This window comes from Piscinibacter defluvii (assembly GCF_004011805.1).
Classification (GTDB): Bacteria; Pseudomonadota; Gammaproteobacteria; order Burkholderiales; family Burkholderiaceae_C; genus Piscinibacter; species Piscinibacter defluvii.
The window spans coordinates 520,768-542,546 of sequence record NZ_ML137196.1; the positions used below are offsets into that span (position 1 = coordinate 520,768).

24 protein-coding genes are annotated in these 21,779 nt (G+C 74.2%); 5 read left to right on the forward strand and 19 right to left on the reverse strand.

What is annotated here, in order from left to right; genetic code table 11:
* Positions 1–15 precede the first annotated feature (15 nt).
* Positions 16–1,155, forward strand: a complete 1,140-nt coding sequence (locus tag D9C15_RS02350; RefSeq protein WP_127995805.1) for a DUF1615 domain-containing protein — start codon at positions 16–18, stop codon at positions 1,153–1,155.
* On the opposite strand, the gene D9C15_RS02355 is transcribed toward D9C15_RS02350, so the two are convergent.
* Together D9C15_RS02355 and D9C15_RS02360 are read right to left on the reverse strand one after the other, a co-directional pair.
* On the reverse strand, positions 1,130–1,696 hold the full coding sequence (locus tag D9C15_RS02355) for a hypothetical protein (RefSeq protein ID WP_127995806.1): 567 nt from the start codon (positions 1,694–1,696) through the stop codon (positions 1,130–1,132). The genes D9C15_RS02350 and D9C15_RS02355 overlap by 26 nt on opposite strands.
* On the reverse strand, positions 1,693–2,274 hold the full coding sequence (locus D9C15_RS02360; RefSeq protein ID WP_205854701.1) for an RNA polymerase sigma factor: 582 nt from the start codon (positions 2,272–2,274) through the stop codon (positions 1,693–1,695). Before D9C15_RS02360 ends, D9C15_RS02355 begins: the two co-directional genes overlap by 4 nt.
* Positions 2,275–2,355: 81 nt before the next feature.
* Between D9C15_RS02360 and D9C15_RS02365 the strand changes: the two genes are divergently transcribed.
* Positions 2,356–3,099, forward strand: a complete 744-nt coding sequence (locus D9C15_RS02365; protein ID WP_127995808.1) for an oxygen-binding di-iron domain-containing protein — start codon at positions 2,356–2,358, stop codon at positions 3,097–3,099.
* Here D9C15_RS02365 and D9C15_RS02370 read toward each other — a convergent pair.
* The 4 genes from D9C15_RS02370 to D9C15_RS02385 form a co-directional block, all read right to left on the reverse strand.
* Positions 3,078–4,022 carry an MBL fold metallo-hydrolase gene (locus tag D9C15_RS02370; RefSeq protein ID WP_127995809.1) on the reverse strand — a complete coding sequence of 315 codons (945 nt, stop codon included), beginning with the start codon at positions 4,020–4,022 and terminating at the stop codon, positions 3,078–3,080. The genes D9C15_RS02365 and D9C15_RS02370 overlap by 22 nt on opposite strands.
* 57 nt (positions 4,023–4,079) lie before the next feature.
* The gene (gene metW / locus D9C15_RS02375; RefSeq protein WP_375138745.1) at positions 4,080–4,646 is read right to left on the reverse strand and encodes a methionine biosynthesis protein MetW; all 567 of its coding nucleotides are present in this window, start codon (positions 4,644–4,646) and stop codon (positions 4,080–4,082) included.
* A 14-nt stretch (positions 4,647–4,660) separates the two neighbouring features.
* Positions 4,661–5,791: a homoserine O-succinyltransferase MetX gene (gene metX, locus D9C15_RS02380; RefSeq protein WP_127995811.1), complete on the reverse strand. Its 1,131-nt coding sequence runs from the start codon at positions 5,789–5,791 to the stop codon at positions 4,661–4,663.
* 102 nt (positions 5,792–5,893) lie between these two features.
* On the reverse strand, positions 5,894–6,079 hold the full coding sequence (locus D9C15_RS02385) for a hypothetical protein (protein ID WP_127995812.1): 186 nt from the start codon (positions 6,077–6,079) through the stop codon (positions 5,894–5,896).
* A gap of 92 nt (positions 6,080–6,171) precedes the next feature.
* On the opposite strand from D9C15_RS02385, the gene D9C15_RS02390 reads away from it, so the two are divergent.
* Entirely contained in the window at positions 6,172–7,305 is a 1,134-nt protein-coding gene (locus D9C15_RS02390; RefSeq protein ID WP_127995813.1) for an aminotransferase class V-fold PLP-dependent enzyme, read from the forward strand.
* 84 nt (positions 7,306–7,389) lie between these two features.
* The gene (locus tag D9C15_RS02395; RefSeq protein ID WP_127995814.1) at positions 7,390–8,547 is read left to right on the forward strand and encodes a hypothetical protein; all 1,158 of its coding nucleotides are present in this window, start codon (positions 7,390–7,392) and stop codon (positions 8,545–8,547) included.
* A gap of 28 nt (positions 8,548–8,575) precedes the next feature.
* Here D9C15_RS02395 and D9C15_RS02400 read toward each other — a convergent pair whose 3' ends face one another.
* The 6 genes from D9C15_RS02400 to D9C15_RS02425 all read right to left on the reverse strand — a co-directional run bounded on the left by D9C15_RS02400 (position 8,576) and on the right by D9C15_RS02425 (position 13,523).
* Complete coding sequence (locus D9C15_RS02400; protein WP_127995815.1) at positions 8,576–9,100, reverse strand: hypothetical protein; 525 nt, start codon at positions 9,098–9,100, stop codon at positions 8,576–8,578.
* Between the two features lie 17 nt (positions 9,101–9,117).
* Positions 9,118–10,266: a ParM/StbA family protein gene (locus tag D9C15_RS02405; RefSeq protein ID WP_127995816.1), complete on the reverse strand. Its 1,149-nt coding sequence runs from the start codon at positions 10,264–10,266 to the stop codon at positions 9,118–9,120.
* Between the two features lie 111 nt (positions 10,267–10,377).
* Entirely contained in the window at positions 10,378–10,731 is a 354-nt protein-coding gene (locus tag D9C15_RS02410) for a hypothetical protein (protein ID WP_127995817.1), read from the reverse strand.
* A gap of 14 nt (positions 10,732–10,745) precedes the next feature.
* Positions 10,746–11,501: a DUF899 domain-containing protein gene (locus D9C15_RS02415; protein WP_127995818.1), complete on the reverse strand. Its 756-nt coding sequence runs from the start codon at positions 11,499–11,501 to the stop codon at positions 10,746–10,748.
* Positions 11,502–11,593: 92 nt separating this feature from the next.
* Positions 11,594–12,250: a Vgb family protein gene (locus D9C15_RS02420; protein ID WP_127995819.1), complete on the reverse strand. Its 657-nt coding sequence runs from the start codon at positions 12,248–12,250 to the stop codon at positions 11,594–11,596.
* Between the two features lie 52 nt (positions 12,251–12,302).
* Positions 12,303–13,523: a helix-turn-helix domain-containing protein gene (locus tag D9C15_RS02425; RefSeq protein ID WP_127995820.1), complete on the reverse strand. Its 1,221-nt coding sequence runs from the start codon at positions 13,521–13,523 to the stop codon at positions 12,303–12,305.
* 139 nt (positions 13,524–13,662) lie between these two features.
* Between D9C15_RS02425 and D9C15_RS33305 the strand changes: the two genes are divergently transcribed.
* Positions 13,663–13,824, forward strand: coding sequence for a WD40 repeat domain-containing protein (locus tag D9C15_RS33305; protein WP_164886621.1), 162 nt, complete (start codon positions 13,663–13,665; stop codon positions 13,822–13,824).
* A 6-nt stretch (positions 13,825–13,830) separates the two neighbouring features.
* Here the strand turns inward: D9C15_RS33305 and D9C15_RS02430 are convergent, their stop codons facing one another.
* The 7 genes from D9C15_RS02430 to D9C15_RS02460 form a co-directional block, all read right to left on the reverse strand.
* Positions 13,831–14,337, reverse strand: coding sequence for a hypothetical protein (locus D9C15_RS02430; protein WP_127995821.1), 507 nt, complete (start codon positions 14,335–14,337; stop codon positions 13,831–13,833).
* 82 nt (positions 14,338–14,419) lie between these two features.
* A complete protein-coding gene (locus D9C15_RS02435) occupies positions 14,420–14,674 on the reverse strand; it encodes a DUF3297 family protein (protein ID WP_127995822.1) in 255 nt (84 codons plus the stop codon).
* A gap of 26 nt (positions 14,675–14,700) precedes the next feature.
* Entirely contained in the window at positions 14,701–15,300 is a 600-nt protein-coding gene (locus D9C15_RS02440; protein ID WP_127995823.1) for a rhomboid family intramembrane serine protease, read from the reverse strand.
* Positions 15,301–15,333: 33 nt separating this feature from the next.
* Complete coding sequence (locus D9C15_RS02445; RefSeq protein ID WP_127995824.1) at positions 15,334–16,974, reverse strand: TIR domain-containing protein; 1,641 nt, start codon at positions 16,972–16,974, stop codon at positions 15,334–15,336.
* 72 nt (positions 16,975–17,046) lie between these two features.
* The gene (locus D9C15_RS02450) at positions 17,047–18,405 is read right to left on the reverse strand and encodes a S8 family serine peptidase (RefSeq protein WP_164886622.1); all 1,359 of its coding nucleotides are present in this window, start codon (positions 18,403–18,405) and stop codon (positions 17,047–17,049) included.
* A 92-nt stretch (positions 18,406–18,497) separates the two neighbouring features.
* Positions 18,498–21,266 (reverse strand): CHAT domain-containing tetratricopeptide repeat protein, encoded by a 2,769-nt coding sequence (locus D9C15_RS34435; protein ID WP_127995826.1) that lies wholly within the window; start codon positions 21,264–21,266, stop codon positions 18,498–18,500.
* Positions 21,267–21,776, reverse strand: a complete 510-nt coding sequence (locus D9C15_RS02460; protein WP_127995827.1) for a hypothetical protein — start codon at positions 21,774–21,776, stop codon at positions 21,267–21,269.
* Between the last annotated feature and the right edge of the window lie 3 nt (positions 21,777–21,779).

Below are 21,779 nucleotides of genomic sequence, written 5' to 3' on the forward strand. Positions count from 1 at the left end.
TATCGTCGGTGGACCATGTCCATCGACCTGCCGCGCGCCGGCCCGGCCGCCCTGCTTGCCGCCGCGCTGCTGGCCGGCTGCGCACTGCCCGGGCGCGTCGCCGAGCCGCAGGGGCTCGGGCCGACCGAGGCGCGCGAGGCGGTGCTGCGCGTGCTGCCCGCCACGCTCGACGACCGTGCCAGCTGGGCGGCCGACGTGCACGCCGCGCTGGCCGCGCAGGCGATTCCCTCGACGCCCGAGAACCTGTGCGCGGTGCTCGCGGTCACGGAGCAGGAGTCGGGTTACCGCGCCGACCCCACGGTGCCGGGCCTCGGCCGCATCGCGCGCCAGGAGATCGAACGCCGTGCCGACGAGGCCGGCGTGCCGCAGCTCGCGCTGCGCGGCGCGCTCGCGCTCAGCTCGCCCGACGGGCGCAGCTATGCCGAGCGCATCGAGCAGGCCAAGACCGAGCGCCAGCTCAGCGAGGCCTTCGAGGACTTCATCGGCATGGTGCCGCTAGGGCGCACCTTCCTGGCCAGCCGCAACCCGGTGCGCACCGGCGGGCCGATGCAGGTGAGCATCGCCTTCGCCGAGGCGCAGGCGAAGGAGCGCCCCTACCCCTACCCGTTGAAGGACTCGGTGCGCCACGAGGTGTTCACGCGCCGCGGCGGGCTCTACTTCGGCGCGGCCCACCTGCTCGGCTACGAGGCGCCGTACGACCGGCCGCTGTACCGCTTCGCCGACTTCAACGCCGGCCGCTGGGCGAGCCGCAATGCCGGCTTCCAGAATGCGCTGGCGGTGGCCTCGGGGCTGCCGGTGGCGCCCGACGGCGACCTGCTGCCGCGCGCCGGGAGCACGGCCGGCGAGACCGAACGCGCCGCGCTGAGCCTGGCCGGGCGGCTCGGCCTGGGCGAGGCGGCGATCCGGCGCGACCTCGAGCGCGGCGACGGTCCCGGTTTCGAGCAGACGACCCTGTACGAGCGGGTCTTCGACTACGCCGAGAAGCTGGACCGACGTGCGTTGCCGCGCGCCGTGCTGCCGCGCATCGACCTGAAGAGCCCGAAGTTCACGCGCCGGCTGACCACCGAGTGGTTCGCGCGCCGCGTTGACGAACGCCACCAGCGCTGCCTGACGCGCCTCGGCCCCGGGCTCAGCCCGCGGCCGAGCGATGGATGAAGGTGTACTCGCCGATCCGCCGTTCGCCCGCCGGCTCCACCGCCAGCAGCTCGACGCGCTCGGTGCCGCTGGGCAACGCACGCAGGCGCTGCAGCGGCATCACGACCACCACCTCGCCGGCGGCGGCATCGAAGGGGATGTCCTCGGCGCGCTGGGGCGGCCCACCGTCGCCGGGGTGCATCACCATGTCCAGCCGGTCGAGGCCGGCCAGCGGCGCACTCAGCCGGCTGAGCACGAACTCGTCGTCCGCCCCGACCTGGCAGTTCACGTGGCCCTGCGGCGCGACGCGGTACTCGCGCAGGCGCAGCCCGCGTTCGGCCAGTCGCCGTGCGAAGCCCGGGCCGACCACGGCGCCGATCCGCCCGGCGGTGAAAGCCCGGCGCACACCGTCGCCGAGGGCGATCAGCGCGTCGAGCGCATCACCGCAGGGCACGCAGCCGAGCAGGTGCTCGTCGGCCGCGGCCATGGCGGCCTCGTCGAGCTCGCCGAGCCAGTAGGCCAGCAGCGTCTCGGGCGGCAGCGGCGTGCGGCAGGCGCTCACGGGCGAGCTCCCTCGACGCAGCCGCGCAGCCGCGCCAGGCCGCGGTGCCGGATCACGCGCACGTTGCCGGCCGTGGTGCCCAGCAGCACGCCCACCTCCTCGGCCGTGCGCTCCTCGAAGAAGCTGAGCACGATCACGCTGCGCTCGCGCTCGGCCAGGCGGCCCAGGCAGTCGGCCACGCGGCGCTCGTCCAGGCGCGGCGCGGGGGCGATGTCGGCCGGCGGCAGCAACTCGGCGGCCAGTTCCAGCGCCCGCTCGTGCTGCAGCTCGCCGCGCTGCCACTCGTGCAGCACCATGCGGCAGGTGCCGAACACGAAGGACACGATGCGCTGCGGCTCGCGCACCTTGCCGGCGCGCAGCTGCTCGAGCACGCGCAGCAGCACGATCTGCATCAGGTCGCCGGCGGCATGGCCGTCGCGCAGGTGGCGCAGGCCGTAGCGGCGCACGCGCGGGGCGAAGGCGCGGCACAGCGCCGCCTCGGCCGCGGCGTCACGCCCGGGCGCGGCGGCCGCGATGCGCTGCGCCGCCGCCACCTCGGCGGCGGCGTCGGCCGGCAGTGCGACATCGGCGTCTTCCACGGGTTTCAGCATAGCCGCTGTAACGCCACCCGGGGGTCGCGACACATCCTGCTCCCGACACCCTTCACGAGGAGCTTTCCGATGATCACCAACCCCGCCAGCGGCACCCGCGTCGACGAGATCGCCGACGGCATCTACCGCATCCACACGCCGGTCACGCTGCCGGACTTCAGCTTCAACTTCAACCAGTACCTGGTGGTGGACGACGAGCCGCTGCTGTTCCACACCGGCCCGCGCGCGCTGTTCCCGCTGGTGCGCGAGGCGGTGGCCGCCCTGATGCCGGTGCAGGCGCTGCGCCACGTCGCCTTCTCGCACGTGGAGGCGGACGAATGCGGCGCGCTGAACGACTGGCTGGCCGCCGCGCCGCAGGCCGCGCCGCTGTGCAGCCGGATCGCGGCGATGGTCTCGGTCACCGACCTGGCCGACCGACCGCCGCGCGCGCTGGCCGACGACGAGGTGCTGACGCTGGGCCGGCATCGGCTGCGCTGGCTCGACACGCCGCACCTGCCGCACGGCTGGGACAGCGGGCTGCCGTTCGACGAGACCACCGGCACGCTGTTCTGCGGCGACCTGTTCACGCAGGGCAGCGACGGCGGCGTGCCGCTGACGCGCGGCGACATCCTCGGGCCCAGCGAGGCCTTCCGGCAGCCGACCGACTACTTCGCGCACGCCCCGCAGACCGGCGCCCTGCTGGCCCGCCTGGCCGCGCTGCGGCCCGGCACGCTGGCCTGCATGCACGGCAGCGCCTGGCAGGGCGACGGCGCGATGCTGCTGCGCCACCTGGCCGAGGCGCTCGGTGCGTCTCAGGGGTTCAGCGCCGTGTAGTTGGCCGGCTGGAACTGGTACCCGGCGCCCTGCGTGGCCAGGTGGCCGAGGCCGGGGAAGGAGAGGTGCGAGGCACCCACCCAGTAGCCGCCCCGGGCCGCCGCGGCAAAGGCCTTGCGGCGCTGCGCCAGCGCGGCCTTGCTGTCGGTGTCGAACTGGATCGTCACCGCGGGCGTGGCGAACTGCACCGCCGCCACGTGCATCAGGTCGCCCCACAGCACCAGCTTCTGGCCCCGGCTCTCCACCACGTAGTTGCGGTGACCCTTGGTGTGGCCGTGGGTGGCCACGCTGCTGACGCCGGGCACCAGCTCGCCGTCGCTCTCGATCGCCTTGAACCGGCCGGCGTCGATGTAGGGCTTGAGCGAGGCCATCGCGCCCTGGAAGAAGCCCTTGGCGTCCTTCGGCGCGGCGTCGAGGTTGGCCTGGCTGAGCCAGAAGTCGGCATCGCGCTGGTCGGCGCGCACGGTGGCGTTCGGGAACACGATCTTGCCGTCGGCCACCAGGCCGCCGACATGGTCGGGGTGCATGTGGGTGATGTAGACCTCGTCCACCTGCTCGGGCTGGTAACCCGCGGCCTTGAGGTGGGCCACCAGCTTGCCCAGCGTCGGGCCGAACAGGCCGCCGGCGCCGGCGTCCACCAGCACCAGCTTGCTGCCGGTGTTGACGAGGTAGCCGTTGACCGAGGTCTCCACCGGCGTGGCCAAGCGCCAGCGCGCCAGCGCGGACTCGACCTTCTTCGGCGTGGTGCCGGTCAGCAGCTTCTCCACGTGCAGGCCGACCGTGCCGTCGGACAGCGCGGTGACCTCGATGTCGCCGAGCATCATGCGGTACCAGCCGGGCGCCTGGCCCTTCTGCTGCGGGGCACCGGCCTGGGCGGCGGCGGCAGCGAGCAGCAGCGCGGCGAGGATCGACGATCGCTTCATGTTCTTCTCCTGCGCGTCATGCGGACGCGCAGGATACGGCGATCCCGGAAACCCTGCTCAGGCGCGCTCGAACTTGAACACCGCGACGCTGGCCAGCAGGTTCGGCCAGCGCCGCTCGACCGCGCCGTCCTGGATGCCGAACGAATCGAGGATGCGCAGCCCCTCCTTGCGCGCCAGCACCTCGAAGTCGGCATAGGTGCCGACGCGGATGTTGGGCGTGTCGTACCACTCGTAGGGCAGCACCTTGGTCACCGGCATGCGCCCGGTGGCCACGCGCAGCCGGTTCGGCCAGTGCGCGAAGTTCGGGAAGCTGACGATGCCGATGCGGCCCACGCGCGCCGTCTCGCGCAGCATCTTCTCGGTGTTGCGCAGGTGCTGCAGCGTGTCGAGCTGCAGCACGACGTCGAAGCTGCGGTCGCCGAACATCGCCAGGCCTTCCTCGAGGTTCAGCTGGATCACGTCGACGCCGCGCTGCGCGCAGGCCAGCACGTTGGCGTCGTCCACGTCGATGCCGTAGCCGCTGCAGCCGCGCTGGCGCTGCAGGTGCTCGAGCAGCGCGCCGCTGCCGCAACCGAGGTCGAGCACGCGCGCGCCCTGCGGCACCAGCTCGGCGATCAGCTCCATGTCCTTGCGTTCGCTCACGACAGTTCCTTCGCCAGGTTGTCGAAGCAGGCCCGCAGCACGCCGTGGTAGCGCGGGTCCTCGAGCAGGAAGGCGTCGTGCCCGTGCGGCGCGTCGATCTCCGCGTAGCTGACGTGCAGCCGGTTGTCCACCAGCGCCTTGACGATCTCGCGCGAGCGCTCCGGCGAGAAGCGCCAGTCGGTGGTGAAGCTCACCACCAGGAAGCGGCACAGCGCTGCCGCGAACGCACGCGCCAGGTCGCCGCCGAAGGCACGCGCCGGGTCGAAGTAGTCCAGCGCGCGGGTGATCAGCAGGTAGGTGTTGGCGTCGAAGTAGTCGCTGAACTTGTCGCCCTGGTAGCGCAGGTAGCTCTCGATCTCGAACTCGATCTCCTGCGTGCTGTAGCCGAGCGCGCCGTTCTTCAGGCTGCGGCCGAACTTCTCGGCCATCGCGTCGTCGGACAGGTAGGTGATGTGGCCGATCATGCGCGCCACGCGCAGCCCGCGCTTGGGCACCACGCCATGTTCGTAGAAGTGGCCGCCGTGGAAGTCGGGGTCGGTCACGATGGCGCGCCGCGCCACCTCGTTGAAGGCGATGTTCTGCGCCGACAGGTTGGGCGCCGTCGCGATCGCGATGCACTGGCGCAGCCGCTGCGGGTGGCGCAGCGCCCACGACAGCGCCTGCATGCCGCCCAGGCTGCCGCCCATCACCGCGGCGAGCTGGCCGATGCCCAGCCGGTCCATCAGGCGCGCCTGCGCGTCGACCCAGTCCTCCACCGTCACCACCGGGAAGTCGGCGCCCCAGGCGCGGCCGCTGGCGGGGTTGGGGTGCATCGGGCCGGTCGAGCCGAAGCACGAGCCCGGGTTGTTCACGCCGATCACGAAGAAGCGCTCGGTGTCCAGCGGCTTGCCCGGGCCGACCAGGTTGTCCCACCAGCCCTCGCTCTTCGGCAGGTCGGCATACCGCCCGGCCACGTGGTGCGAGGCATTCAGCGCATGGCACACCAGCACCGCGTTGCTCTTGGCGGCGTTCAGCCTGCCGTAGGTCTCGTAGACCAGCGTGTAGTCCGAAAGCGCCGCGCCGCTGGCCAGCGGCAGCGGCTCGGCGAAGTGCGCCGATTGCGGTTCGACGATGCCCAGCGATCCCATGCGGCCCCGAAAAAGACTCGACCCGGCACCGCCAGAGGGCGGGCGCCGGGTCGGCGTCCTCTCTTTAGCGGCATTTGTAGAGCGCTCGCAAGCCGGGACAAATCAGCGCTGCGGCAAGTATAGCGGCCCCTCACCGGTGGCAGGGCGGCGGGCGCGCTCGATCTCCGCCACGAGCCGGTTGAAGCGCTTCCGGGCCGGCGTGAGCACACGCGCGCTGCCGGCCACGCCCAGTGGCACGAGGGCAGGCGCCTCGCCGTCGGGGCACAGGCTTTCCTGATGCGTCGGCATGCGCCTGTCCTTCGAGGCGGACCCGAGAATCCCCCGGCGCGGTGCGCCCGCGCGCCTGCGCCAGAATGGTGGCCCACCGCTGGAGCCCTGCCATGCCCGGACTGCTGCCCGACGTCGACCCCGACGGCCTGCTCGAATACTCCGTCGTCTACACCGACCGCGCACTGAACCACATGTCGCGCCGCTTCCAGCAGGCGCTGCGCGACGTGCTCGGCACGCTGAAGACCGTCTACCACGCGAACAGCGCGGTGGTCGTGCCCGGCAGCGGCACCTACGGCATGGAGGCGGTGGCACGCCAGTTCGCCACCGACCGGCATTGCCTGGTGGTGCGCAACGGCTGGTTCAGCTACCGCTGGACGCAGATCTTCGAGATGGGCCGCATCCCCGCCTCGCACACGGCGCTGAAGGCCCGCGCGGTCGAATCCGGCCGGCAGGCCGCGTTCGCGCCCGCGCCGCTGGCCGAGATCGTCGAGACGATCCGGCGCGAGAAGCCGGCGCTGGTGTTCGCGCCGCACGTGGAAACCAGCTCCGGGATGATCCTGCCCGACGACTGGCTGCGCGCCATCGGCGATGCGGCGCACGAGGTCGGCGGCCTGTTCGTGCTCGACTGCATCGCCTCCGGCGCGATCTGGGTCGACATGGCCGCCTGCCAGGTCGACGTGCTGGTCAGCGCGCCGCAGAAGGGCTGGAGCGGCCCGCCCTGCGCCGGCCTGGTGATGCTCTCGCCGCGGGCGCGCGAGCGCATCGACGGCACCACCAGCAGCAGCTTCTCGATGGACCTGAAGAAGTGGCTGCAGATCGCCGAGACCTACGAGTCCGGCGCACATGCCTACCACGCGACCATGCCGACCGATTCGCTCGTCACGCTGCGCGACGTGATGAACGAGACCGCGGCCTGGGGCTTCGACCAGGCGCGCAGCGCGCAGCAGCAGCTCGGCGAGCAGGTGCGCGCGATGCTCGTGCGGCGCGGCTTCCGCAGCGTCGCGGCGCCAGGCTTCCAGGCGCCCGGCGTGGTGGTCAGCTACACCGACGACCTCGACCTGCACAACGGCAAGAAGATGCTCGCCCAGGGCCTGCAGATCGCCGCCGGCGTGCCGCTGGCCTGCGACGAGCCGGCTGATTTCCGCAGCTTCCGCATCGGCCTGTTCGGGCTCGACAAGCTGAAGAACGTGGAGCGCACGGTGCACCATCTCGACGAGGCGATCGGCGCGGTGCAGCGCGGCTGAACGACTCTTGCGCGGCGGCGTTGACGCGCTGCCACCCCGGCCCTAAGCTGCGCTCCCCTCATTTATGCGGCCCCGGGAGATGGCATGAAGCTCGACACGGTGCTCTTCGGCGACGGCAAGAACGTCAAGCCGGCCTCGATCAAGTTCGATCAGCTGCTGAACAAGGTCTTCCCGGAGATCGAGGCGGACTTCAAGAAGGCCGGGCTGCCCACTTCCGCGGGGCTCGCCATCAAGGACTCGGATGCGCGCAAGCTGCTCGCCACCGAGACCAGCACCCCGCGCGCCAAGGACCCGTACATCCAGGTCGGCATCTGGAAGAAGGACCTGGTGTTCGCGGTGTTCGACAAGTCGAACCCGAAGTTCGACGCCTACGAAGTCATCGTCAAGGGCTACGTGGACGTGAAGGAGGCGCTGGCCAAGAAGCACACCGAGGTGGTCAACCTGGCGGTGGGCGACAAGACCATCGACGGCGCGGCCAAGGCGCAGGCCGACAAGTTCGGCACCAAGGTCAAGACCGAGGCCGACATGGACCTGGGCGACCTGACCGGCGACCTGGTGCTGTGCGCGCACGGCACGCCCAAAGTGCTGCCGGGCCGGGTGATCGGCACCAAGCTCGGCGGCAAGACGGCGGACGACATCGTCGCGATGCTGACGGCGGACAAGGACAAGGCCAAGCGCATCGGCAAGGACTACCGGGGCACCATCACGCTGAGCGGCTGCTTCACCGCCTCCGGCGGACCGGAGGCCGACCGGCAGGACGACGTGTTCGCCAAGAAGGTGCACGACGCGCTGGTCAGGAAGGGCTACAAGAGCGCGTCGGTGGTCGGCATGCCCGGCCCGTCGTGGACGGCACGCGACCCGGGCGACAAGGATTCGCACGGCACGCCGCTGGCGCGCGGCGAGAAGGCGGTGTGGCACTCCGGTCGCAGCGAGGAGGGCCTGCAGGCCCAGGAGCTCAAGGCCAAGAAGCTGCGCCACGACATCGACAGCCTGGTCGACGCGCTGGTGGCCGGCGCGAAGAAGAGCAAGCTCGACGGCCCGGCCTACCTGATGAGCGAGCAGGCCCGGCCGGTGCTGGCCAAGCTCAAGCAGCTCGAGGGCGCGCTGCACAGCGTGCGCGAGGAGATCGACACGATCGTCAAGGAGCAGAAGCGCACCGGCGACGTGGACGGCGCCGACGTCGCGCACATGAAGGGCACCTTCGGCTTCAAGGCGCTGCAGGACGCCCTCAAGCTGCGCTGAGCGGCGGCAGGCACCCCGGCGCCCGCGCTCAGCCGTTCTTGAAGAGCCCGCGTTCCTTCATCAGCAGCAGGCGCGAGCGCGGGCCCGGCTTCTTGCCGCCGGCGAACTCGGGCAGCGGCTCGGGCGGCGCCGCCGCGGCAGGCGGCGCGGCTTCGGCCTCCGCCGGGGCGGCAGCCGGCGCGGCGGCACGGCTGCGCGCACGCGGGGCGGGACGCGCGGCGATCTCGACCACGTCCTGCAGCACCGGCGGCGGCTCGGGCGGCGCGGCCGGCACGGGAATGGCGACCGATTCGACCGCCGGCACCTCCACCGAGCGCACCGCCGCGCGCGCGATCGCGCTGCGGTCGGCGGTGCGTGCGGCCTCGGCCAGGGCGGGGCTGGCCGCGGCGTCCAGGCGCGGCTGGGCGCGCAGGTGCTCCCAGATCAACCCGCCGGCGGCGAGCTGGCGCAGCCGCTCCGGGCGCAGCGAGGCGCGCCCGACCGACGCGAGCAGCGCGTACAGCTCGGGGTGGACGTCGCTGTCGATCTCGACCAGCAGCTCGAGCGTGGCCATTCAGGCGCGCCGCTCGTTCAGTGGCGGACTTCGGACGTCGCCGCCTCCGCCTCGCCGATCATCTGGAAGCCGCGCACGTTGGCGTACATCGAGTCCGGCATCACGAACACCGGGATCGCCGGGAAGCGCTTGGACAGCAGGTCGCGGTAGTGCTCGGGGTGGCCGCCCACCAGCACGATCAGGTCGATGATCTCGTGCGCGTCGCGCAGGCCGTCGACCATGCGGTTGATCGAGTCGTCGATCACGCTCAGCACCACCGGCTCGTAGCTCTGCAGCGGGTGCGCCACGCCGGACAGCTTCACCGGCGCGCCCAGGCGCAGCGCGTCGTTGATGCGCGGCATCACCGAGGGGCCGAGCGGGCGGCCGATCTGGTGGCTCAGCGCCTCCTGCACGGCGCGCACGACACGGTGCCGGCCGGCGTCGGAGGCGGCGCCGCTGGCGCGCGGGTTGATCGTGCCCTGCTGCACCAGCAGCCAGTCGAGCGTGTGCTCGCCGGGGTCGACCATCAGCACGGCCAGGTCTTCGAGCGCCTCGCCGCTGTCCAGCGTGCGCAGCGCGCCGCCGGTGGCGGCGATCACCGCATTGAGTTCATCGAGGTGCTCGTCGATCGCGGCGTAGCCGCCCACCGGCTGGGCCTGCACCAGCACCCGCTTGACGAACACCGACTTGCCGTCGCCCACGTCGAGGCTGCCCTCGAAGGTGCTGCGCAGGTAGTCGCGCCGCTTGGCGTCGTTGTACTGGTTGACCGGCAGGCCGAGCACCAGGATGTCGATCTGGTTGTCGCCGGCCTCGGCCATGTAGCGCAGCGCGCCGCGCGTCAGGGCCTCGTAGATGGCGCCCTTGTAGAACTCGTCGGTCACGTCGCGCCCGAAGTTGCCGCCCGAATGCGCCAGCGCCACGTCGCGGCCCACCTCGTAGAGCGCGCCGCGCACCGGCACGTCGAAGGTGTCGCGCTTGCGCGTGCCCAGCGTGCGCACCGCGCTGCCGTCGGCCGGAATCGCCATCGACGGGAAGCTGGTGAACTTCACGTCGTTGCCGTCGCGCTGGCTGAGCTTGACGTGGCCGAAGCCGACGTCGATGGCCCGCACCACCGGAAACCCGGCCACGTGCGGCGACGTGCTGTCGGCCGGCTGCAGGTTGGCGTCGTGATACTGCTGTTCGAGCATGCGGGGTTCCTCGCTGGGGGTCGGTGGTGCATCGGTGCGCACCGGATCGGCGGAACTTTAGTGATCGCATCTGGAAACACAGTGACAAATGCATCACCGGCACGCGCTTCGTCACGCGTGCTCACGCCTTCCGTGACAGGCTGCTCGGATCGCGCCGGCCCACCCCCGCGGCCGGGCGCTTGCCAGGGCGGCGGCCGCCGCCCAGGCAACCCGGGTGGCGGCAGCGACCAGCAGCGCGGCCAGCGTCGCCGCGATGGCGATCGCGGCGACCGCCGGCAGCCCGGCGCCGGCCAGCGCCAGCAGCAGCGGTTCGGTCACCGCGAGGATGCGCCGTGACAGCCCCGCCCCGCACAGCGGCGCCAGCGCCGGCACGAGCAGCAGTCCGGCGCCGTGCAGCACGACGCAGGCGGACGAGCCCAGCGCCAGCCCGGCCGGCGCGAGGCCGCGCAGCGTGAGCCGGGCCATGAGCGACGCGCCCCTCAGGCGTGGCCCGCGCAGCACGACGCGCCGGCCGGCAGCGGCGCCGCGGCGTAACGGTCGTGATGGCGCACCCAGGCCATGGTGTAGGGCAGCGTGTCCTCGTCGCGGCCCTTGGGCAGCAGGTCCAGCAGCGGGTAGGTGCCCATCATCACCTCCACGCCGCGCCCGTAGCTGGAGTAGGTGTGGAACACGCTTCCGTCGTCCTCGCGCCAGAACACGCTGATGCCCGGCGCCTCGGCCTGCGGGAAGGGCTGCACCGCGTAGTTGTAGGCCACCGCGCCGCGCGCCACGTCCTCGGGCGGGAAGCTGACGCCGAAGTCGCGGTTGAACGAGCTTCCGTGCGACGAGACCCAGCGGAAGCGCCATCCCATGCGGCGCCGGAAGCGCTCGATCTCGGCCAGCGGCGCGCGCGAGACGACCAGCAGCGTCAGGTCGCGCTGGGCGAGGTGCGGCGCGGCGCCGTCGTGGTGGTCGGCCATGAAGCTGCAGCTCGGGCAGCCCTCCTCCCAGCCCGGCCCCAGCATGAAGTGCTGCACCATCAGCTGGCGGCGGCCCTCGAACAGCTCGCCGAGCGCGCGGGGGCCGTCGAGGGTGTCGAAGACGTAGGGCGCATCCACGCGCACCCAGGGCAGCGCGCGGCGCTCGCGGGCGAGCTGGTCGGCCTGCCGCGTCAGCGCCTTCTCGCGCGCCAGCAGCTCGTGGCGCCGGGCGAGCCACTGCTCGCGGGAAACGACGGGGTGGTTCAGGGCATTCATGGAAGCAGACTCCTCGGGGATGAGGCCATGCAGCGGCGCCACCGGGTGCGGCACCGGCGCAGGCGGGGGTGGTCCGGAGACCGGGTGGGGAATCAGGCCGCGCGCGGCCGGCGCACGGCACGCACGGTGCCGCTGCCGGCACCGCCGCAATAGAACAGGCCGGCGCCGTCGGACTCGAGCCCGCTGACGACGGCCCCCTCGGGCATGGCCAGGCGTTCGAGCACCGCGCCGCTGGCCGGGTCGACGCGGCGCAGCTCGCTTTCGTCGCCTTCCCAGGTGCCGTGCCAGAGCTCGCCGTCGACCCAGGTGACGCCGGTGATGAAGCGGTTCGATTCGATCGTGCGCAGCACGCGGCCGGTGGCGGGGTCGATCTGGTGGATCTTGCGGTCGCGGTACTGGCCGACCCACAGGTGGCCCTCGGCCCAGGTGAGCCCGGAGTCGGCCCCGGCACCGGGCGCCGGGATCGAGCCGAGCACCCGCCCGCTGGCCGGGTCGATCCGGTCGATGCGCGCCTCGGCGATCTGCCACAGGTGCGTGCCGTCGAAGGCGGTGCCGGCGTCGCAGGCGCAGTCGAGTTCGCGCCGGTGCTCGCCGCTGTCCGGGTCGAAGGCGACCAGCGTCGTGCCGGTGGCGACCCAGACATGGCGTCCGTCGTGGCTGACACCGTGCACGCGGCCGTCGCCGCCGAAGGGGCCGTACTCGCGCACGATCTCGGCGGCGTGCGGGGTCGGGAGGGGGTGGGTGCTCATCGTCGTGTCCTGGCTTCGTGGAGCGCGCCGCCAAGGGCGCGATGGAGCCACTCTAGGCCGACGGCAGCGCGGCGGGGAGTAACAAGATCGTCGTGAATCCGGCCAGCGGCGGGGCCAGCCAGCGGCGCGCGCGGGCCTGCCCGATCGCGCGCACGCGCCCCTGTGCCAGCAGTGCCGCGAGCGCGCGCTGCACCTGGCGCTGGCTCTGGCCGAGCGCGAGCGCGAGGGCCGAGGTGGACCAGGCGGCACCGTCGGCCAGCAGCCCGAGCAACGCGCCCTCGTCGCCGGCCAGCGGCGGCTCGAGCAGCACCAGCGCACGGCCGCCGTGCGGCCGCAGCACGAAGCCGCGCGGCGTGGCCTCGATGGCCGCGAGCGGCGCAGCCAGCGCGCGCAGGCGGCCGATCTCGACACGCAGCCGCGCGCGGTGCGTGTCGTCCGGACGGCGCGTGCGGAAGGCCGCGACGATCAGCGCCTTCCGATCCACGTCCTGCGGCCAGGCGGCAGCGAGCGCGCGCACGAGCGCGAACAGCACCGGCCGGCGCGCCAGCGGCACCCCCTGCGCGCCGAGGCACAGGGTGCGCGTGCAGGCGTCGGCGACGAGCAGGTCCGCGTCGCGCAGCGCCGCCACCTCGGCCAGCCGCAGCAGCCGCTCACCGTCCGGCGATGTCCGGCGCGCGGCCGGCCGCTCGAGCGCCGCCTGCGCCTCGGCCGCCTCGGCCTGCAGCGCCGGCACGTCCGAGCGCGCGGCGGCCGCCTGCGCGCGCCGCAGCGCGTCGCGCGCCGCGTCCAGCTGCAGGTGGCGCAGCGCGAGTTCGGCCTCGGCCAGCGCCGCGACGGCGACGAGCGCGGCCGGCGCCCCCGCGGTGTCGACCTCGCCCAGGGTCGCGGCAGCGTCCTGCAGTCGGCCGAGCAGCAGGCAACGGCGCGCGACGATCAGCCGGGCCAGCAGAGCATTGGCACGGTCGCCGTGCGCCGCCAGCGTCACCGCCGCGGCCAGCAGCGTGCGTGGCGTGCCACCGAGCTCGCGCAGCGCCAGCGCCACCTCGGCCTCGGCCACCACGCAACGGGCCTGCGCCAGCGCCTCGTGCGCGCCGAAGCCGCGCGCCGCGCGGCGCAGCAGCTCGCGCGAGCGTGCCAGCTCGCCGAGCTGCGCCATCGCGATGCCGCGCAGCGCCAGCGCCGGCGGATCGTCGCGCAGCGCAACGCGCTTCAGCGCGCCGAGCGCATCGCCGGCGGCAAGGGCGCGAGCGGCCGCGGTGGCGAGGGAGTCCATGGGCCGAGGCTAGCAGGCGCGCGGCACCCAGGGCGTGGCGTCGGATCTCGTGCGGCGCCTGCGCGAGTGCGGCCCCACGGTGCCGGCGCCGGATGGACCAAGCGCCGCGGTCGACGACGGGCGCGGCGAGGTTGCACTGGTGGATCTGCCCGCAGGCGGCCCGGGCCACGTGCTGCACCGCCACCCGAGCAGCGCCACCGCGCTGGCCTTCGCCCCGCGTGGCGAGTGGATCGCCTCGGGGGCCAACCAGCGTACCTGCACGGCCTGGCCGGGGCCGGTGCCGGGCTCGGCCCGGCCCTGAGGGTGCTCAGAGCGTGCGCTTCGGGTTCGGCCCGTGTTCCTTCGCGAGCACGGCGAGCTCCGTCTCGATCGCCTCGTGCTGGGCCTCGTAGGCCTTCAGCAGGCGGAAGTAGATCCCTGCCGACCCGCCGCTGACGCCGTCGCCCGCCCCGTAGTGGACTTCCCAGGCGAACGCGGCCTTGCCGTAGGCCTCCAGTGTTTCCGAGATCGCCTTCACGGCGGCTTCGTAGTCGCGCTTGGCCTTGGCCAGCGCGTCCTTCTCCTCCTTCTCGAGCCCCGCCCGGTAGACCGACTCCGGGCCGGAGGCCAGCAGTTCCTGGTTCTTGCGCAGCGCCTGCTCGCGGCCGGCCTTCGCCTCCTTGAGCGAATGCTCGAGCGTGGCCTTCTTGAAGCTGCCCAACCGGGGGGTCATCCGGGCCGTGTGCGCCTTCACCTCGGCGATCTGCTTGAGCACGCCGTCGACCGTCTGCTTGGCCTGCTTGAACTCCGCACTCTGCTCCCACGGCTTGACCATGTGTCGCCTCCCGTCGTCGCGGCGATTCTGCGCCGCACGGGGTCGGCCGGGCTTGAGCGGCGGCAAGCCCGCCAGGGCGGGCTCATCGGTAGAACGCCTCCACCTTGCCCTTCAGCTTGATCATCATCGGCTGGCCGCGCCGGTCCAGCGTGCGGCCGGCGGGCACCTTGATCCAGCCTTCGCTGAGGCAGTACTCCTCCACGTCGCCGCGCTCCTTGCCGTTGAAGCGGATGCCGATCTCGTGCTCCAGCACGGCCGCGGCGTAGTGCGGGCTCTTCGGGTCGACGCTGAGGTGGTCGGGCAGGGGCGGTCTCTCGGGGCTCGGTGTCTCGCTCATCGGGAATCCTTTCGAGGCCGGGATTGTCAGGGCAGCAGCGCGCGCAGCGCCGCGCCGACGCGAGCCGGCTCGGCCAGCGCCATGAACGCCAGCCCGACCAGGGCGCCGGCGATGTGCGCGTCGTGGTTGATGCGGCCGAGCCGCGAGCGGCTGGCGAACACGCTGAAGCCGAGGTAGACCAGCGCGAACAGCGGCGCCGGGATCGGCACCGGGATCGGCAGGATGTACAGCGACGCCCCGGGGAACACCACGATCGAGGCGAACAGCACCGCCAGGATCGCGCCCGAGGCGCCCAGGCTCGCATAACCCGGCTCGCGCCGGTGCAGCGCCACCGTCGCCAGGCTGCTGCCGAGCAGGCCGAGCGCGTACAGCAGCACGAAGCGCGGCGTGCCCAGGTGCTGCTCGAGGCCCGGCCCGAACGACCAGAACGTGAAGCCGTTGAAGACCAGGTGCGCCAGGTCGGCGTGGATGAAGCCGCAGGTGACGAGCGTCCACCAGTCGCCGCGCTGCGCCAGGCCGTGCGGGCGCAGCAGGTGGCGCTCGACCAGCCCGGGCGCGCGGTACAGGCCGTACAGGCTGACGGCGGCGAAGGCGGCCAGGATCAGGAGGGTCGCGGGGGCGTGCATCGCGCGGACGATAACGCCCGCGGGCGGCCCGGATCAGTCGAGCTTGATCGTCGCGAACTGCGTGTCGAACACCAGGCACGAGGCGGCGTAGCGCTCGCGCAGCAGCGCGGTCACGTCGGCCACCTTGACCGCGCTGGCCCGGATCGTCTCGGCGCGCTGCGGCGCCGCCGGGTAGTTCCGCGGCGTGTCGCCGCACTGCAGGTAGTCCACGCCGTCGAGGCGAACCCCGGAACCGGCGAAGTACAGCACGAAGAAGTTGTTGGCGGCCGGCGCACGCGGCGGCGGGTCGGGCGCCGCCCGGGGGGCGGGGGCGGACGCTGCGCCGGGCGGCAGCGGGCCCACGCCGGTGCGAACCACCAGCGAATGCGGCACCACGACCGCCTGCGCGCGCGGCGCGTGCAGCGCGCCGACCACCTCGTCGCGCTTCGGGTTGCGCAGCCAGTGGACCTCGAAGCCGCAGGAGCGCAGGAAACGTTCCCAGAGCGCGCCGTCGCGGCGCACGCCGGGCAGGTCCATGCCGTACAGCTGGTCGACCGTGACGATCAGCGCCTGGCGGCGCCGGCCGGGCGAGGCGAGGCGGAAGTAGACGTCGCCGTTCATGTCCGACGCGATGTAGGGCCGCTGGCTGCCCCCGGTCTTGTCGATCACCTTGCGCACCGTGCGGGCCAGCGCCACGCTCAGCGGCACCTGCGGCGAGTCCAGCTGGTTCACCAGGCCCTCGGTGAAGCCGGAATCGTCCATCGCGGCCTGTCCGGGCGACGCGGCATAGGCGACCACCTGCCCCTCCAGGTCGGTGCGCAGGGCCTCGCGCCGCGCGGCCTCCTCCTGGGACTGCGCCAGCGCGGCGTCGGCCTTCTTGCGGGCCTCCTCGCGGTCGCGCGCCGCGCCGGCGTACAGCAGCCCGAGCACGCCCGCGCCGGCGCCCAGCACCCCGACCGCCGCACCACCCAGCAGCGTGCGGCGACGCAGCTCGCGCACGGCCTGCTCGCCGCGCGCCAGTGCCTCGGCGCGGCTCGCGTTGGCCTCGGCCATCTCGGCCACGCGCCGGCGCTCCTGGTTGTCGCGCGCGGCGTTCGCCTCCGCGCTGGCTGCGATCAGCGCGCGCTGTGCGTCGGTCGGGGGAGGGGCCCCGGCATGCCAGAGCGCGATCCAGTCCTGCGCGGCCTGCAGTTCGCCGCCGCGCAGCAGCAGCGCCTCGTCGCGCCCCCGCTCGGCCCAGCGTGCCGCGAGCGCCGCGAGCCGGGTGTGCTCGCGGATCCAGGCCAGGTCGACGCGCAGGGCCTCGGCGAGCCGGCCGAGCGCGCGCGTGAACGACTGCCCCGCCCCGAAGTCGATGAAGTTCAGGCGCCGCAGGGCGACCGGCACCGCGGCCTCTGCGACGGGCTGAACCGTCACCGGCACGATGCGCTTGGACAGCGCGAGCGCGCGCTCGACCTCCCACGCGCAGCGCGGCGATTGCAGCGATCGCTCCGAGAGCAGGAACAGCACCGTGTCGGCGTCGCGGATCAAGGCGTCGAGACGCTGCTCCCAATCCTCGGCGGCGGCGATGTCGCGCCGGTCGATGACGGGTTCGAATCCGAGCAGTTCGAGCCCGGCGACGAGTTCGTCCGCCAGCGCCGCGCCGTCCGCGCGCGCGTAGGAGAGGAAGACACGCAGACGGTCGGCTTCTGGCACACGAACCTCCGCAGCCCGGCCTGCGGATTCTGGGCACGCGCCGACGGGCCGGCAAGCCGGCGGCGCCGCGCCTCAGGGGCAGACCGGATCGTCCGGCGAGACGTCGTCCAGCGCCGCGGCCAGGCGCAGCTGGCGCAGCGAGCTGCCGCACAGCGCCGAGGAACGATCGGTCAGGCGCTTGACGGCCTCCTCGGCGAGCCACTGGCGCGGCGCGGGCAGGGTCGGGTCGCCGCCCGGCGGCAGGGTCGCGAGCAGCAGCGCCGCGCCGCCGGCCGCGAGCGGCGTGGCCATCGAGGTGCCGCTCCACACGCCCCAGCCGCCGCCCGGCACGGTGCTGACGATGTCCTCGCCGGGCGCGGCCAGGCGGACCCAGCTGCCGCGGTTGGAGAAGTCGGCCACACGACGCGCCTGCGTGCTCGCCGCCACCGACACCAGGCCGGGCACCGACTCGGCGGCCGGGAACTGCTGCTCGCTCTCGCTGCCGCCGTTGCCTGCGGCGGCGGCGACCACGGCGGCACGTCCGCCGGCGCAGCGCGTGCGGTCGTCGTCGAAGCCGGGATCGGCGAAGTCGTCGTCGTCGTCGTCGAAGGTGCAGGCGGCCAGTTCGCCGGCGGTCTTCAGCAGGTCGGTGCGCTGCAGGGTCGAGAGGCTCAGGTTGATCACGTGCGCGCCGTCGTCGCTGGCCGGGTCGGCGTCCGGGTCGGCCGCCCAGCCGATCGCCTCGGCCAGCACCCAGGTGTTGCCGCGGCCCTGCTCGTCGAGCACACGCGCGGGCATCAGCGTCGCGCCGGGTGCGACCAGCGCCACCAGCCCGGCCACATGCGTGCCGTGGCCGAAGCCGGCATCGCCGCGGCGGCCGGCCTCGGACGGATCGGCATCGTCGTCGACGAAGTCGCGCCCGAGCAGCGCACCGCCGGTCCGGCGCGCCAGGCGCGGCGCGAGCGTCGGGTGGGTGGTGTCGATGCCGGTGTCCAGCACCGCGATGCGCACCCCCTGGCCGGTGCTCACGGCATGCGCAGCGGCCAGGTCGATCGCCTGCGGCGCCCATTGCGAGGCATAGGTGCCGGCGTTGCCACCCACGGCCCAGACCGAGTTCTTGCGCCCCTCGGGCGTCTCGCTCTCGAGGTTGCGTTCGGCGAAGCGCACCCGCGTGTCGCCGCGCAGTGCGGTGACGGCGGCATCGGCGCTGGCACCGCCGGCCACGCGCAGGCGCCAGATCGGGCGCCGGCCGAAGCGCTCGGCCACGCTCAGGCCATGGGTGGCGAGCACGGCGTCGAGGTCGGTGCCGCGGCGCAGCTGCACGATCACGTCGGCGGCGGTGTCGTCGCTGCCGCCGCCCGGCGGCGGGGTCGTGGATCCGCCGCCGCCCCCGCCGCCACAGGCGACGAGCAGCAGGGCGGCACAGGCGGCGAGGTGGCGGGTGGACTGCATGGCGGATCGGGTCTCGGGTGGACGTGCTCGCACGGAGGCCGCGGCCGGCGCGGAAATACATGCACGGCGCAACGATGCTGCCCGAGCCCGCATCACCCGCGGCCGAACAGGGCGAACGCGGCCCAGTGGAAGGGGTGCAGCCCGGCCGCCGCCAGCCCGCGCTGCGCCGCCGCGAGCGCGGCCGCCGGCGCGGCGCCGGCCGCGAGACGGCGGTGCAGTTCGCCCATCAGCTCGGCGGTCGAGCCGTCGTCCACCGCCCATTGCGAGGCCAGCACCGCGGCACTGCCGTTGCGCAGGAAGGCCCGCACCCAGCCGAGCAGCTCGTCGCCCGGGGCGACGCGGCTGCGGCCGGTCTCGCAGGCCGAGAGCACGACCAGCGGCGCGTCCAGCCGCAGCGCGGGCAGGTCGTAGACCGACAGCGGCCCGTCGGCCAGCGCGAGCCAGGAGCACCAGGGGTTGTCGGCGCGGAACTGGCCGTGGCAGGCGAGGTGCAGCAGGTCGCAGCCCGGGCCCAGTTCGGCCAGCGCGCCACGCGTGGCCGCGGCGCCCAGCAGCACGCGCGCGCCGCCGCCGTAGACCGCGGCCACCGCCTGCACCTCGGCCGCCACCTGCGGCAGGGCGGCATCGCCATGGCCGAGCGCCAGCACCTGGCGCGGCACGCGTGCCGGCGTGCCCGGGCGCAGCCGCCAGCCGGCACTGGGGAGCAGGCGCAGCTCGTGCGTCTCGACCAGCCAGCGCGTGCCGTCGTGCAGCGCGGCGAAGGGCACGTAGTGCAGCGCGCGGTGCGGCACCAGCGCAACGCGCGGGCGGCCCTGCAGCAGCGGCGCGAGCGGCGCCCACAGCAGCGCGTGCAGCGCCTGCAGGTGCTGGCGCACGCGCTGAAGCAGGCGCGGCGCATGCTCGGGCAGGCGGCGGCCGTGGCGCAGCGCGTCGAGCTGCAGCTGCAGGCCGCGCAGGCGCTCGTCCAGGCCCCCGATCGGCCAGGCGTGCGAGCGCACGCCCGCCGCGGTGGCGACGCAGGCGACCAGCCGGTCGGGCAGGAGGTGGTAGACCAGCACGGCCTCGTCGGGCGCCAGCGCCGCCACCAGCGCCGCAGGGTCGAGCCGCGCCGACGCCGGCGGGCTGGCCGGTTCGCGCGCGGCGGTCAGCTGCGCCCGCCGGGTCTCCTCGAGCAGGGCGAACTCGCGCCGTGCAAGCTCGGCGGAGAGGGCCGCCGCCGCGTCGGCATCGCCTTCGGCCAGCGCCGCCTGCCGGCGCTCGCGCGCCCACTGCAGCGCGGTGCGGCCGGCATCCGGCACCACCTCGGGCGCGGCCGCGGCGGCGAGCGCACGCGAGCGGCCCTGCTCGATGGTGGCCAGCAGCGCGCCGGGCGCGGCGGCCGCGTCGAGGTCCAGCTGCACCAGCAGGTCGTGCGCCGCCTCGGCATGCCCGGCCACGGCGCTGCGCAAGGCCTGCTCCGGCAGCGCCGCGCGCACGGCATCGACCTCGGCCAGCACGGCCTGCGCCTGGGCCCGCGCCTCGACCCGGTCGCCACGCTGCCAGGCCAGCCCGGCCAGACCGCGGCGGCCGGCGAGCGTGACGTCGGCGAGCGCCGCGCCCTCGGCCAGCACGGCCTCGAAGCCGCGCCGTGCGCCCTCGGCATCGCCCGCGGCCGCCTGGGCCGCGGCCTGCAGCGCACGCGCCTCGAGTGTCCAGCCGAGGATGCCGCGGCCGGCCAGGCCGTGCAGCGCCCGCGCGGCATGCGCCGCGGCGGCCGCCGCGTCGCCCTGCGCCAGCTCGAGCGCGCCGGCGCCGAGCTCGGCCAGCGCCTGCGCGGCCGGATTGTCCTGCTCGAGGTACAGCGCGCGCGCCGTCGCGAAGCCGGCGCGCGCCAGCAGCACGTCGCCGGCACGCGCGTCGACGCGCGCGCGCTGCAGCAGGGCCCAGGCACGCTCGGTGGGCAGCGCGAGCCGTTCGGCGGCCTCGATCACCCGGTCGTACAGCGCGCGCGCCTCGGGCAGCAGGCTGACCGCCAGGTAGGCATCGGCCAAGGCCGCCTCGGCCTCGATGCGCTGCGCCGGCGAGGCGCCGGTCTGCTCGAGCAGCCGGCAGGCGGTGGCCAGTTCGCGCAGCGCGAGCGGCCAGCGCCCGCGGTTCAGCTCGATGCGGCCGATCGCCTGGTGGGCATGCGCCGTCAGCACGGTGTGGCCGTGGCGCGCGGCGCGCAGGCGCGCGCGTTCGTTGATGCGCAGCGCCTCGTCGAAACGGTACTGCCAGGTGAGCGCATTGGCCTGGCCGATGTCGGCACGGATCGACAGCTCGCGGTCGCCGGCGCGCGCGGCATGCACCGCGGCGCGCCGGAACCAGGCCTCGGCCTCGGCGTGGCGATCACGGCGCGACATCATCGTGCCGAGGTTCTGCTCCACCTTGCCGGCCGAGCGCAGGTCGCCCGCGGCGATGAACACGGCGCGCGTGGCCTCGGCGCAGGCGAGCGCCTCGTCGTGCCGGCCGAGCACCGACAGCGCGATCAGCTTGGGCACCTGGGTCTGCGCCGCCTCGTGCCCGCGGCCGAGCGCGGCCAGCCCGGCCTGCGCGGCATCGAAGCACTGCAGCGCATCGGCCATGCGGCCTTCGACCAGCGCGGCCAGCCCGGCGGCCCAGTCGGCCAGCGCCGCGACGCCGGGCTCGGCGTGCCGCTGCTGCAGCGCGCGCAGCAGCGCGGCGCAGCGCAGCGCGCGCGAGGGGGTGGTGCCCCAGGCCGCGGCGGCCTCGTCCTTGAGCGCGACGGCCAGCGCCGCCGCCCCGACCGGCAGCGGCTGCGGCAGCGGCGCATCCGCGCCGTCGACGAGCTGGCGTGCGGCGCGGGCGGCCGGGTTCGGCATTCAGCCGGCCCCGGGCGTGAACTCGATCGGCAGCTCGAGCTCCCAGTCGACGCCGCGCAGCAGCAGCCGGCAGCTGGCGCCGGCCACCGGCTCGAAGGCGAACTCGGCGAGTTCGTTCCAGGCCACCTGCTGCGGCTTGCCCTGCTCGGGCAGCAAGGCCGCGCTGCCCTGTTCGTCCGGCCCGAGCACCTGGCCGCTGAGGCGCCAGCGCCCGCCGCTCTCGGGCTCGAGGCGCAGGTCGACGTCGCGCGCCTCGGTGGCGAAGAGCAGCTGGCGCATGCGGTCGGGGCCGGCGCGCAGGCCGAGCGCCGGTGCGGGCGTGGCCAGGCTGTCGAAGCGCAGGGTGGCGCCGAGCCGGCGCAGCAGCCCCGGCGCGGCCGGCGCCGCCGCGGCGCGCGGCCGCCAGGCGTGAATGGCACGCTGGATCAGCGTTTCCGGGGCGTCCTCGAGGCCGCGGCTCGCGCGCAGCGTGCCGGCGAGTTCGGCGTCGTCGGGGTCGTGGGTGCTCATGGG